The organism is Candidatus Symbiopectobacterium endolongispinus (assembly GCF_018777385.1).
Lineage (GTDB): Bacteria > Pseudomonadota > Gammaproteobacteria > Enterobacterales > Enterobacteriaceae > Symbiopectobacterium > Symbiopectobacterium endolongispinus.
This window is the reverse complement of sequence record NZ_JAFJYB010000002.1, coordinates 482,698-494,940: the sequence shown is the minus strand read 5'-3', so window position 1 is coordinate 494,940 and position 12,243 is coordinate 482,698. Positions and strand designations below refer to the sequence as shown.

At 51.9% G+C, this 12,243-nt stretch carries 13 protein-coding genes; 5 read left to right on the top strand and 8 right to left on the bottom strand.

Annotated features, from left to right (window positions below; genetic code table 11):
- The 7 genes from carA to ribF all read right to left on the bottom strand — a co-directional run bounded on the left by carA (nt 1) and on the right by ribF (nt 8,396).
- Entirely contained in the window at nt 1-1,149 is a 1,149-nt protein-coding gene (gene carA / locus JZM30_RS09160; protein WP_252318421.1) for a glutamine-hydrolyzing carbamoyl-phosphate synthase small subunit, read from the bottom strand.
- Nucleotides 1,150-1,594: 445 nt separating this feature from the next.
- Nucleotides 1,595-2,413, bottom strand: coding sequence for a 4-hydroxy-tetrahydrodipicolinate reductase (gene dapB, locus JZM30_RS09155; protein ID WP_252318420.1), 819 nt, complete (start codon nt 2,411-2,413; stop codon nt 1,595-1,597).
- Between the two features lie 286 nt (nt 2,414-2,699).
- Nucleotides 2,700-3,650: a 4-hydroxy-3-methylbut-2-enyl diphosphate reductase gene (gene ispH / locus JZM30_RS09150; protein WP_252318419.1), complete on the bottom strand. Its 951-nt coding sequence runs from the start codon at nt 3,648-3,650 to the stop codon at nt 2,700-2,702.
- Nucleotides 3,631-4,104, bottom strand: coding sequence for an FKBP-type peptidyl-prolyl cis-trans isomerase (gene fkpB, locus JZM30_RS09145; RefSeq protein WP_252318418.1), 474 nt, complete (start codon nt 4,102-4,104; stop codon nt 3,631-3,633). Before fkpB ends, ispH begins: the two co-directional genes overlap by 20 nt.
- Nucleotides 4,101-4,598: a signal peptidase II gene (gene lspA, locus JZM30_RS09140; protein ID WP_252318417.1), complete on the bottom strand. Its 498-nt coding sequence runs from the start codon at nt 4,596-4,598 to the stop codon at nt 4,101-4,103. The genes fkpB and lspA overlap by 4 nt, the downstream gene beginning before the upstream one ends.
- Nucleotides 4,598-7,411 carry an isoleucine--tRNA ligase gene (gene ileS, locus JZM30_RS09135; RefSeq protein WP_252318416.1) on the bottom strand — a complete coding sequence of 938 codons (2,814 nt, stop codon included), beginning with the start codon at nt 7,409-7,411 and terminating at the stop codon, nt 4,598-4,600. Before ileS ends, lspA begins: the two co-directional genes overlap by 1 nt.
- Nucleotides 7,412-7,454: 43 nt before the next feature.
- Nucleotides 7,455-8,396 carry a bifunctional riboflavin kinase/FAD synthetase gene (ribF, locus tag JZM30_RS09130; RefSeq protein WP_252318415.1) on the bottom strand — a complete coding sequence of 314 codons (942 nt, stop codon included), beginning with the start codon at nt 8,394-8,396 and terminating at the stop codon, nt 7,455-7,457.
- 390 nt (nt 8,397-8,786) lie between these two features.
- On the opposite strand from ribF, the gene rpsT reads away from it, so the two are divergent.
- The 5 genes from rpsT to JZM30_RS09105 all read left to right on the top strand — a co-directional run bounded on the left by rpsT (nt 8,787) and on the right by JZM30_RS09105 (nt 11,579).
- Nucleotides 8,787-9,047: a 30S ribosomal protein S20 gene (gene rpsT, locus JZM30_RS09125; protein WP_222158249.1), complete on the top strand. Its 261-nt coding sequence runs from the start codon at nt 8,787-8,789 to the stop codon at nt 9,045-9,047.
- Nucleotides 9,048-9,233: 186 nt separating this feature from the next.
- A complete protein-coding gene (locus JZM30_RS09120) occupies nt 9,234-10,139 on the top strand; it encodes a hypothetical protein (protein ID WP_252318414.1) in 906 nt (301 codons plus the stop codon).
- A gap of 50 nt (nt 10,140-10,189) precedes the next feature.
- A complete protein-coding gene (locus JZM30_RS09115; protein ID WP_252318413.1) occupies nt 10,190-10,621 on the top strand; it encodes a hypothetical protein in 432 nt (143 codons plus the stop codon).
- Nucleotides 10,606-10,890 (top strand): hypothetical protein, encoded by a 285-nt coding sequence (locus JZM30_RS09110; protein WP_367115931.1) that lies wholly within the window; start codon nt 10,606-10,608, stop codon nt 10,888-10,890. Before JZM30_RS09115 ends, JZM30_RS09110 begins: the two co-directional genes overlap by 16 nt.
- A gap of 131 nt (nt 10,891-11,021) precedes the next feature.
- Nucleotides 11,022-11,579 (top strand): hypothetical protein, encoded by a 558-nt coding sequence (locus JZM30_RS09105; protein ID WP_252318411.1) that lies wholly within the window; start codon nt 11,022-11,024, stop codon nt 11,577-11,579.
- A 75-nt stretch (nt 11,580-11,654) separates the two neighbouring features.
- Here JZM30_RS09105 and JZM30_RS09100 read toward each other — a convergent pair whose 3' ends face one another.
- Nucleotides 11,655-11,900: a hypothetical protein gene (locus tag JZM30_RS09100; protein WP_252318410.1), complete on the bottom strand. Its 246-nt coding sequence runs from the start codon at nt 11,898-11,900 to the stop codon at nt 11,655-11,657.
- Nucleotides 11,901-12,243: the final 343 nt, after the last annotated feature.

The following is a 12,243-nucleotide window of genomic DNA, read 5'->3' as shown; positions in this document are numbered from 1 at the left end:
TTATTTACCATTGGCACGATAAGATTGAATCAGTTCGATAAAGTGATCGAACAAAGGGGCCGCGTCGTGCGGACCAGGGCTTGCTTCCGGGTGTCCCTGGAAACTGAATGCCGCTTTATCCGTGCGATGAATCCCTTGCAGGGAGTCGTCAAACAGCGATTTATGCGTCGGGCGCAGCGTCGCTGGCAGTGAGTTTTCATCCACCGCGAAACCGTGGTTCTGCGCGGTGATCATCACACAGTCGGCATCCAGATCTTTCACTGGGTGGTTACCACCGTGGTGACCAAATTTCATTTTGACCGTTTTAGCACCGCTTGCCAGCGCCAGCAGTTGGTGACCCAGGCAGATGCCAAATATCGGAATATCGGTCTCCAGGAAGGCTTTGATCGCCTTGATGGCGTAGTCACACGGCTCCGGGTCGCCGGGGCCGTTGGAGAGGAAAATACCGTCCGGATTCAGTTTGAGCACTTCTTCAGCAGAGGTCTGGGCAGGCACAACCGTCAAATGGCAGCCACGATCGACCAGCATACGCAGAATGTTGCGCTTCACACCGTAGTCGTAAGCCACTACGTGGTACGGCAATTCACTTTCCGCTTTGGCAGCAGGCAGGTCGCCGGTCAACGTCCAGCTACCTTGCGTCCAGCCATAACGTTCCTGCGTTGTCACTTCTTTTGCCAGATCCATGCCTTTCAGGCCAGGGAACGCTTTGGCTTTTTCCAATGCCAGTGCCGCATCCGGCGCATCCCCGGCAATAATGCAGCCATTCTGCGCCCCTTTCTCACGCAGCAAGCGAGTCAGCTTACGCGTATCGATATCGGCGATGGCAACGATGTTATTGCGTTTCAGATAATCTGAGAGGCTCTCTTCATTACGGTAGTTGCTGGCAATCAGAGGTAGATCGCGAATAACCAGGCCTTGAGCATGAACAGAGGGGGATTCTTCATCGCTGGCGTTAGTGCCGACATTACCAATATGGGGATAAGTGAGAGTGACAATCTGGCGGGAATAGGAAGGATCAGTGAGGATTTCTTGATAACCGGTCATCGACGTATTGAAGACCACTTCCCCCACTGCCGTTCCCTCTGCCCCGATGGCACGACCGTGGAATTGGGTTCCGTCTTCCAGAACCAATAGCGCTGACTTAATCAAAACACCCTCCAAGGAATAAAAAATCATATTATCTGCATATTAATTCAGATTAGCCACTCCAAAGCAATGCAAAAATTACCTTTTCGGTAAACTTTTGGCAAATTGCGCGCATTTTAATGATGGTCGTTCAACTTGTCCACTCTAACCGCTATTTTTATTCATTTTTTATGGCTTACGGCGTCACTGACTTACCACAGCCACAAAAGAAGCCATCAAAAAGGCAAAGTAAACGGTTGCCTGGTGACATTATTGGCCAGAAGGAAATATTTGACCAGTAGATGCCTGACAGGACAATGGGCGGTTAAAAAAACGCCAACAAAATCTTTATAAAGAATAGAAAATAAAAACTTACATCAACTACGACATAATAAAATTATAAAATGCATATAATCAAAAATGATGGAAAATAAACCATCCAATTCAATAAGTTAAATTACAGATAAAATCAAAGATCATTGAGAGAAAGCACATCTCTCATATCGAAAAGACCTGATTTATTATCCTTCAACCAGATTGCCGCACGAATAGCACCATTAGCGAAGGTCATACGGCTGGAAGCCTTATGGCTAATCTCAATGCGCTCACCAACATCCGCAAACATTGCAGTGTGCTCACCGACGATATCTCCGGCACGCAAGCTGGCAAAACCGATACTGTTTGGCACACGTTCACCGGTGTGGCCCTCACGCGCATAGACCGCGCAGGTTTTCAGATCGCGCCCTAACGCTCCTGCAATGGCTTCCCCCATGGCTAACGCCGTCCCCGACGGGGCGTCCACTTTATGGCGGTGGTGCGCTTCCAGGATCTCGATATCCGTGTAGTCGCCCATCACCTTGGCCGCTTTCCCCAGCAATTTCAGCATTACGTTGACACCCACACTAAAGTTGGCGGCAAACACAATGCCAATCTCTTGTGCAGCCGCGCTGATAGTCGCTTTGCCTGCATCATCAAAACCCGTGGTACCGATAATCATGCTCTTGCCATGCTGGCGGCAGAATGCCAGATGTGCCAATGTGCCTTCCGGGCGCGTGAAATCGATGAAGACATCAAAATCATCACGTACCGCATCCAGCGAATCCTGCACAATAACGCCCAGCGTGCCCAGTCCGGCCAACTCTCCGGCATCAACGCCAACCAACGATGAGCCCTCACGCTCTAGCGCCGCCCCGAGTACGGCGCCCTCCATCTGCGAAACAGCCTGGATCAGTTGACGCCCCATTCGACCACCGGCACCGGCAATCGCTACACGTATTGCATCCTTCATCGTTATCTCTCTTTTTTCACTTGCGCCGTAAAAACGTTCTCAGGTTAGCGTGCCAACACGATGGCTGCCAGCGGATTTCACGCATGATTAGAAATTTCTGACAAAAAGGGGGAATAATCAGTAAAAGCTATCCGTCAGAAGGCATTCACTACACGCTGACAGATAAATCTCCCCAAATAGGCAACGCATAATCATGCAGTTTTTATGCATTCGAAAAAGGGGATAATTCAGATAAAAAATAGCAGGGATAACACCCTGCTATTTTTTACTCTGCCTCATGCCAGTATCAATCGATCTGCTTTACTTCCACGCGCAGCTCTTTTGGTACTTCAAAGACAATGTTCTCTTCACGGCCTTCCAGCTCGAACGCGACTTTCCCCCCGAAGGATTTAAGGCGTTCAATCACCTGCTGCACCAGAATGTCCGGTGCAGACGCTCCCGCCGTTACACCGACACACGCCACATCCGTGAGCCAGCGCTCCTGAATATCGTTCGCAGAATCGATAAGGTAAGCGGGAATGCCGGCACGCTGAGCCAGTTCTGCCAAGCGATTGGAGTTGGAAGAGTTTTTCGACCCCACCACCAGCACCACGTTTGCGCGTTCCGCCAGATAACGCACCGCTTCCTGACGGTTCGTGGTGGCGTAGCAGATATCGTCTTTACGTGGGCCGATAATTTGTGGGAAACGCTCACGCAGTGCATCGATTACCGCGGAGGTGTCATCCACCGACAGCGTGGTTTGCGTCATAAAACAGAGGTTACCCTCATCTTTAACCTGCAAATTCCACACATCTTCCGGTGACTCCACCAGATACATGCCGCCATCTTCGTTGCTGTACTGCCCCATGGTGCCTTCTACTTCAGGGTGTCCAGCATGACCGATCAGGATAGCTTCTACCCCTTTACGGCTGGCGCGCGCCACCTCCATATGGATCTTGGTTACCAACGGGCAAGTGGCATCAAAGACGGTCAGATCGCGATTCTTTGCTTCCGCCCGTACAGCCTGAGACACGCCGTGCGCAGAAAAAATCAGGATTGCGCCATCAGGCACTTCGCCAATCTCTTCAATAAAGATCGCACCGCGATCGCGCAAGCCATCCACCACGTAGCGGTTATGCACGACTTCATGGCGCACATAAATCGGCGTGCCATAAATTTCCAGCGCACGCTCGACAATGCTGATTGCGCGATCGACGCCAGCGCAGAAACCACGCGGATTAGCCAGTAAGATTTGCACGCCCAACCTCCTGCGCGACAGGATCGATATCCATCACCTCAACATCAAAGCTTACGTGATGACCCGCCAGCGGATGATTGAAATCGACCGTAATCGATTCTTCCGCCACTTCACGAATCACGCCTGGCATATCATTTCCCGCCACGCCGCTGAACATCATGATGGTGCCAACGTCCGGTACGCCGGTCTCGGCAAAATCGCGGCGCAGAAAGAACTGAATCAAATCCGGATTGGACGGCCCGAAGGCCGATTCCGGCGGCAACGTGAAACGGTGTTTATCTCCCCGACGCAAGCCGAGGAGTTGCTGTTCCAGTGCCGGAGACAGGCTCTCATCCCCCAAGCGAAACAGCGCGGGTTTACCCCGTTCGCGGGTAGATTCCGCAACGCTGCCATCTTCCAGCGTCAGCACAAAATGCAGCAGTACGGCGCTGGTATTCTGTACGCTTTGCGTCATGCCTGCCCCTTCGGCTTCGCCGAGGCGTCGTGAGGTGCCAGAAAGCCTTCCAGCACTACCAGACCTGCCCCGATACAGATAGCCGTGTCCGCCAGATTGAACATTGCGAAGTGCCAGTCACCGACGTAGAAGTCAATGTAATCGACCACAAAGCCGTGCCAGGTTCTGTCGAACAGGTTCCCCAGCGCACCGCCGATAATCAGCGCATAGGCGATATTGCTCAGCTTCTGGTCGGCGCGGTTACGGTACATCATCACCAACAGCGCCACCACGATCATGATGGCGACACCGGCAAAGAACCAGCGCTGCCAGCCGCCTTTATCTGCCAGGAAGCTAAACGCCGCACCGTAGTTACGGGCATAGTGCAGGTTTAACGAGGGGAACAGCGCCCAAGTTTCACCCAGTTCGAAATTCGCCAGCACCCAGTATTTGACGCCAAGATCCACCGCCAACACCAGCCACAGCAACCAGCTTGAACAGATCGATTTATTCATCAGACAAATTTACGCACTTCGCCATTACCGCCCACATTCGTGGCACAGCGTCCGCATACCTCTGGGTGTGCAGCATCCACACCGATATCGGACTCATAGTGCCAGCAGCGCGGGCACTTGTGCCCATCCGCTTTGCTTAAGGCAATTTTCAGGCCAGAGAGTTCACTCGCCTGCGCATCCGCCGGAGCATCTTCATAGCGTTCAACCCGCGCCCTGGAGGTCAGCAGTGCAAAATGCAACTCCTGTTGCAGACGCCACAGCTTCTCGGACAGCTCAGCATCAGCATACAGCGTTACCGCCGCTTCCAACGAACCACCAATACGCTTGTCGTTACGCGCTTGCTCAATCACCTTGTTCACTTCGGCTCGCACTTTCAGCATGTCGGCCCAGAACGCATCATTCAGGGTTTCCTCTTCCACCAGCCCGAACAGGCCGTCATACCACTCTTCGGTAAACACGTACTGTGCGCGTTTACCCGGCAGGTAGCCCCAGACTTCATCGGCGGTGAAGGACATGATCGGTGCCATCCAGCGAACCAGCGCTTCCGCAATATGGAACAGCGCGGTCTGGCAACTGCGGCGCGCCACGCTGTCATGCTTGGCGGTGTATTGGCGATCCTTGATGATGTACAGATAGAACGAGCCCATTTCGATGGAGCAGAACTGCATAAGGCGTTGCACCACACGGTGGAAATCGTAGCTTTCGTACGCTTCAACGATCTCTTGCTGTGCGGCTTGCGCGCAGCCTACCGCCCAACGATCCAGCACCACCATCTCTTCCGGCTTCACACTGTGCAAGGCCGGATCGAACCCGTTCAGGTTTGCCAGCAGGAAACGTGCGGTGTTACGGATGCGGCGATAAGCATCGGTAGAACGTTTGAGGATTTCATCGGACACCGCGATCTCGCCGGAATAGTCGGTGGAGCCGATCCATAGGCGCAGAATATCCGCGCCCAGCTTGTCCATCACGTCCTGCGGCGCAATGGTATTGCCGATGGCTTTGGACATTTTGCGGCCCTGACCATCGACGGTGAAGCCGTGAGTCAGCACCTGACGATACGGGGCTTTACCCTTGATCGCCGTAGAGATCATCAGCGAGGACATGAACCAGCCGCGATGCTGGTCAGAGCCTTCCAGATACATATCAGCTGCATGCCCCGCAAATTCCGGGCGCACATCCACCACTGAGGCGTGGGTCGATCCGGAATCGAACCACACATCCAGCGTGTCCGGCACTTTGACATAATTGGCAGCATCAGCACCCAACAAGTCGACCGGATCGAGATCCCACCATGCCTGAATGCCGTCCTGCTCAACGCGTTTAGCCACCGCTTCGATCAGCTCCGGCGTGCGAGGATGCAACTCTTCGGTCTCTTTATGAACAAACAGAGACATCGGCACGCCCCAGGTACGCTGGCGCGAGATACACCAGTCTGGGCGGTTGGCAACCATGGACTCGATGCGCGCCTGACCACAATCCGGGATCCACTGCACGCCTTTGATTTCAGACAGCGACTGCTGACGCAGCCCTTTTTGATCCATGATGACGAACCACTGCGGCGTGGCACGGAAGATGATTGGCGACTTGTGACGCCAGCAGCACGGATAGCTGTGTTGCAGTTTTTCCACATGCAGCAACGCGCCGCTTTCACGCAGCATGTCAACGATGAGGTCATTGGCTTTGAAGACGAACTTGCCGTCCAGATTCGGGTGCGTACCCGGCAGGTAACAGCCGTTCGGCCCCACCGGATTGGCGATTTCGAGCTGGTATTTCTGGCTGATGACATAGTCATCCGGACCGTGGCCGCCCGCGGTATGCACCGCACCGGTACCGGCATCCAGCGTGACGTGGTCGCCCAGAATCGCAGTCACATCGAAATTCAGGAACGGGTGATTGAAACGCAACAGTTCAAGATCGGAACCCTTGCAGTCGCCCAGCACGGTCCAGCTTGTTACGCCCAGACGCGCCATCACGCTTTCCACCAGATCGGCGGCCAGAATCAGCGCTTTGCCTTCGATTTGCACCAGTTGATAAGCAAACTCGGCATTCACGGCGATCGCGCGGTTCGCGGGCAGCGTCCACGGGGTAGTGGTCCAGATAACCAGTGCAATCGGGCCTGCAACAGCAGTGACACCTAATTTCGCCGCAACAGCTGCCGCATCAACAGCAGTAAAAGCCACATCAATAGACGGAGAGGTTTTATCGTAATACTCCACCTCAGCTTCTGCCAATGCAGAACCGCAATCGGCACACCAGTGCACCGGTTTAGCCCCTTTGTGCAGGTGCCCGTTGTCGATGATCTTGCCGAGAGCGCGGATGATATTCGCCTCGGTATTGAAATCCATGGTCAGATACGGGCGATCCCAATCGCCCAGCACGCCGAGGCGGATAAAGTCTTTCTTCTGCCCTTCAACCTGCTCCGCCGCATACTTGCGGCATGCCTGACGAAATTCTGCCGCGCTCACCTTCTCGCCCGGCTTGCCAATCAGTTGCTCGACTTTCAGTTCAATAGGCAGACCGTGGCAGTCCCATCCCGGTACGTACGGCGAGTCATAACCGGCCAGTCCTTTGGATTTGACAATAATATCTTTCAGAATCTTGTTAACTGAGTGACCTATGTGAATGTTGCCATTCGCATACGGAGGGCCGTCATGCAGAATGAAGGTTTTCTTGCCCTTTTTCGCCTGACGAATAATTCCGTACAAATCCTGTTCATACCAACGTTTCAGCATGTCAGGTTCACGCTTGGCCAGATCGCCACGCATCGGGAACCCTGTTTCCGGCAAATTCAGGGTAGTTTTGTAGTCACTCATTAGATTCTCGATTTAGTTTCGGCCATACCTTGGGGTATGAATATTACACCGGTGCTGCTAACCCGAAAAACGTCCGGGCCGTCACCACATCCTCGGCGATTTGCTGCGTCAATGCCTCTAGCGACGCAAACCGCTGCTCATTTCGTATTTTCTTACACAGCGCCACGTCTATATGACGCCCGTACAGATCCATGGCGACATACAGCAGGTGCACTTCCAACTGCTGGCGTTTATCGCCGTCTACCGTTGGCCGGGTGCCGATATTGGCGACGCCGGGAAACGGCGTCGGGCCAAGGCCGTAGACTTCAACGGCATACACCCCACTAACCGGGGATACCTGGCGTTTCATCGGCAGATTCGCGGTCGGAAATCCCAACGTTCTGCCCAGCGCTTTACCATGCGCCACGCGCCCGGAAATCGTGTAAGGGTGACCCAACAATTCTTGCGCCAGCGGCAGATCGTCATGCAGCAAGGCATCACGTACTGCGGTACTGCTTACGCGCCTACCACCATTGCAGAACGTCGCCGTGCTGATAACGTCGAAACCATGGGCCTGCCCCGCCTCCTGTAATAACAGGAAATCACCGCTACGACCAGCCCCGAAGCGGAAGTCATCCCCCACAACGAGAAATTTCACACCCAGTTTTTCCACCAGAAGGTGGCGCACAAAGTCTTGCGCATCGTGTGCGGCGAACGCTGCATCAAACTTAACGCACAATAGTGCGTCAACGCCTGCGCGCGCCAGATAGTTCACCTTGTCCCGCAGCCGGGTAAGCCGCGTAGGCGCCTGATCGGCAGCAAACAATTCGAGCGGCTGTGGCTCGAAAGTCATCACCATCACTGGCAAACCACGCGCCAGACCCTCCTGCTTTAGTCGCTCAAGCAGCATTTGATGCCCACGGTGTACACCGTCAAAATTGCCGATGGTGAGCACAAAACCATAATGGCGTGCCCGGAGATTGTGTATACCGCGAATTAGCTGCATGGCGACTCAGGAACAGTTTGGTTAACGATATGGAAATCGGCGGATTATACCTTGTACAGCGGTTAATGTTAAGGCGCGATTCACGCCTTTTGTCACGCAATTGCTCGGTAGTGCCTACCGTTCTTGCCATGCATTGCCCCTACGGCGTTGCTTCGCATGAGCAAAAATTCCTCTTTCTTATCAAAAGTTCGTCAGGTAAACGCGAATTTCTGTCGGGAAACGCTGTATTCCCGAGCGCGAATCTGTTAAAATCCTGCGCCATCACAACGTAACAAGCGTCGGCGTACAAACGGCGCTTATTTGCACAAATCCATTGACAAACGAAGGCTAAACAGACATATATCTCGGCCTTTAAGTTGTCCTCTATAGAATATATTTGGGAGTTGGATCTTGGCTAATATCAAATCAGCTAAGAAACGCGCCGTACAGTCTGAGAAGCGTCGCAAGCACAACGCTAGCCGTCGTTCCATGATGCGTACTTTCATCAAGAAAGTATACGCCGCGATCGCTACTGGCGATAAAGAAGCTGCACAAAAAGCGTTTAACGACATGCAACCGATTGTGGATCGTCAGGCTAGCAAAGGTCTGATCCACAAGAACAAAGCATCTCGTCATAAATCCAACCTGGCTGCTCAGATCAACGCACTGTAATCATTGCTTGCGTAGACATCTGTCTTCCTCGTTGTAAGAAAAAACCGGCTCTGGCCGGTTTTTTGTTTCTGCGCGTTCAAAGCACATCCCGCATGTTTCCCCTGGCGTTACCTCGCCCTTACCATCTCCTTATGACGATTCAATCTGTAAGGCGCTTTTTTTATAGTCGAAATTAACCGCTACTTTATGCTGGCGCGCATACAGCATCCAGAATTCATGAGGTTCTCTATGGTAGCGCCAGTAACAAAAAAATCTTCCCCCATCATATTGATAAACCAGGAGCAAAAAACTCAACAAGCGGCACTGATAACATCACAAAAGCCCTCTGGGTTAAACGCCTTGAACTGGCTTGGCAACAGAGCACAACTCGCCAGCGTGCCGAGCGGCAAACCTGCCACAAACGGGGTGATACCGCAGCCAAAAAATAACGCGTTAGTACAGTTTATCAACCCCTTCACGCAGTGTATCAATGTGCGCGCGGTGACTATGTTTAATCAGTCAAAACATGCCGCAGCCGCGTCTCAAACCCCGGGTACAGGGCAACAGGCTCGCGCGGCAAAACCAGCCCATGCCCATTCGGCTCGACAAAAAATCATGGCTACCCTCGCACGTGAGGCTGAGCAGCAGATCAATAAAAGTCATTTACGGAAACCGGACACGGGAAAACGATTGACCCGACATGCCATCTCGGGACCGATTCTAGGTCGGCCGCTCACTCAGCATACGGCAACCGCATTGGCAACCAACACCACCAGCCGTGAAGCGCTTACAAAAGCCAAAACTCTTGTCGATAACGCCGTAACGGAGTTTGGGATTGTTGAAAATGGTATGGCAGATACCCACTATGACAGCCAGGCTATCGACTCGGCCCTCTGCGCTATCTATAGCAACCATAAAGACACTTTCTTAAAGCGTCTGGAGCACAGCGCCAAACCTGTTCAGAACAAACTGCTCAGCACCCTTCCCGCTGACACGCAGCAATCCATTAGGCAGGCGCTCTCTGGTGCCCACACTTCGCCGCAGCAACACACCAATACGAAAGTCACAGGCGCATTGGACAGGTTGGAACAAGTAAAAAAAACAAACCGTTAGTAAAAGCGTTTGGCATGCACCACATCGTCAATTTGCTGTAAAAAGGGATAGTGTTTAAGCACAGTCTGCAAGACGCTGTTGCCACGGCCTATCAGAAAGGACGCAATGTCAGTTTGGCCACGGGATCGCTAAAAGCGCTTAACGAGGTGACGCAAGAAATTACACAGCATCAGCAGGGTCCCGCTGACACACGCGCAAGCCATCTGCCGTATCCACATACGGCGCTGGAAATCGTTAGCCACGAAGCCGTTCTGAATCATCTCTTAAAAACCAAAGGCCACGCACGCCATGATGGAAACGTTCTCTCAGCCGCTGCGCAAATTGCCTACCATAAAGGACTGTGTGACGGCATTCGCAATGCCTACCTGCATACCATAGGCAGCGCCGCACAGGACGCAGGCCTTTCCGGCAACCCACACACCGTGATAAAGCCTTCACACCGACGGGAGCTGGCGCGAATCCCTATATCAGACCAACGTTAGACGCGGTAACCCAGCACTACCCCGACGCGTTGATGAACACGGAAATTAAAGACCAACTGTCAAAACATGCTCATCACCAGCTAATGGCAGAAATAGATACGTTATCAAAGCATTTAAAACCCAAGCTTGAGAGCTTGCCATCCTCTGATAGTGATAACGATCCGACATTAAAAGCTAAACTACAAAATTTGATGAAATATTCTCCCGATCGTTTCGACGACAGCCTGACGAAGATTTCTACACGTTTTGAAGGGTTCGTTTCTTATTGATGCTATTGGCTCAGCGGATTATTAAAACGGTATAACTCTCACTTAATTAATATTCCGTTTTGCCTTCAACATTCATCTAGCGCTCAGGAGCCACTATACGAGCAGCGATATCAAAGAACATCAGCACATTAATGAAAAATTTTGTGCCACCCTTACCGCCATCATCGGCAAAAAATACGTTTGTTAGCATTATAAAACATGATTTTCAAAAAGCGTCAAACAATGCAATAAAGTTTATGCCTTCAGCCAAAGAGTTATCTACCGCACCCGCCAAACAGCTGCCGCTCAGCGAACGCAACGTTATTTATGCGCGGAAACTCTCAGACAATTTCGCGAGCGAACACGGTAAATTCCTACAGGATCTGAACAGTCGTTTAGCCGCGGGTCGCCCTTTGCCGATTAAAAAGCCTGTCTTTGCCACACCTGCGCCAGCGCCTGTCTCGCTGAGCACGTTCACTCCGCCAGCGCCTGTAAAACCGGGTAAAATGGGGATGCCGCCGCCGCCGATGCCACCCGCATCGTATGTACCACCAAGAATCATCCAGACGGATACAGTAAGTGCAGCCCCAGTGGTACGTGAAAAGAAAGGCATCAAACCCGAAACGACACCACAATATAACTCAGTCATGGATGAACTCAAAAAGAGACTTGAAGCTTCATCCCTTAAAGCACAGACCGTAAACCACTAAACCGTATCAAGAAATAAATATGGCGCGAAATCTCGCGCCATTGCTGTGAAATACCATTGCCTAGAAAAAATAGCGTTATTCTTCCTTAGCAATATAGTATCCATCAAGATAACCATCACTGCCCCTATTCCCATATTTACCTTCATATGATAGGTGTCTGGCAACAATGTAATTTTTACCCTTGTATTTTATATAATAAGGGTGCACCAAGCCTTCAACGGGCAATATTCTTGTCGTCGTTTTCTTTTCGATATCGGTTTTCCAAACACAGGCAACACCGCCATCATTATCAAAATAGAACTCATTTTTATCCCCCCACATATAACGACGATCGTAAGCCCATTGTGATGATTTATTATCATTTGGATCTAATTGAGGGGGGGGGGGAACATCAACACCGAGATCGGGCCGATCTGATGGGAAATAGTAAATGCCGTCCGTTGCCGCAATACGCCATTTTCCATCGGGAGAACCAGCTCGGCTGGAGCAGGTGTCAATACCACAGTATCCCGTCCACTTTTCACTACCTTCTTCATCGTATTCTCTGACAGTGGTTGCAGGTACCTCTTTGGGGGGCCGATAGCCATTTATCCGATACTTCTATCTCAAACTGCTTTTCATAATGGTACTCACCGCGACCGTAACTGATGGAATAGCTAAGGAT

Excerpts from the sequence above, each read along its gene's own strand:
- JZM30_RS09120 (WP_252318414.1), top strand. The coding sequence starts at position 9,234 with ATGCTGGCGCGCATACAGCATCCAGAATTCATGAGGTTCTCTATGGTA.
- ileS (WP_252318416.1), bottom strand. The coding sequence starts at position 7,411 with ATGAGTGACTACAAAACTACCCTGAATTTGCCGGAAACAGGGTTCCCG.
- lspA (WP_252318417.1), bottom strand. The coding sequence starts at position 4,598 with ATGAATAAATCGATCTGTTCAAGCTGGTTGCTGTGGCTGGTGTTGGCG.
- JZM30_RS09100 (WP_252318410.1), bottom strand. The coding sequence starts at position 11,900 with ATGTGGGGGGATAAAAATGAGTTCTATTTTGATAATGATGGCGGTGTT.
- fkpB (WP_252318418.1), bottom strand. The coding sequence starts at position 4,104 with ATGACGCAAAGCGTACAGAATACCAGCGCCGTACTGCTGCATTTTGTG.
- JZM30_RS09105 (WP_252318411.1), top strand. The coding sequence starts at position 11,022 with ATGAAAAATTTTGTGCCACCCTTACCGCCATCATCGGCAAAAAATACG.
- ribF (WP_252318415.1), bottom strand. The coding sequence starts at position 8,396 with ATGCAGCTAATTCGCGGTATACACAATCTCCGGGCACGCCATTATGGT.
- dapB (WP_252318420.1), bottom strand. The coding sequence starts at position 2,413 with ATGAAGGATGCAATACGTGTAGCGATTGCCGGTGCCGGTGGTCGAATG.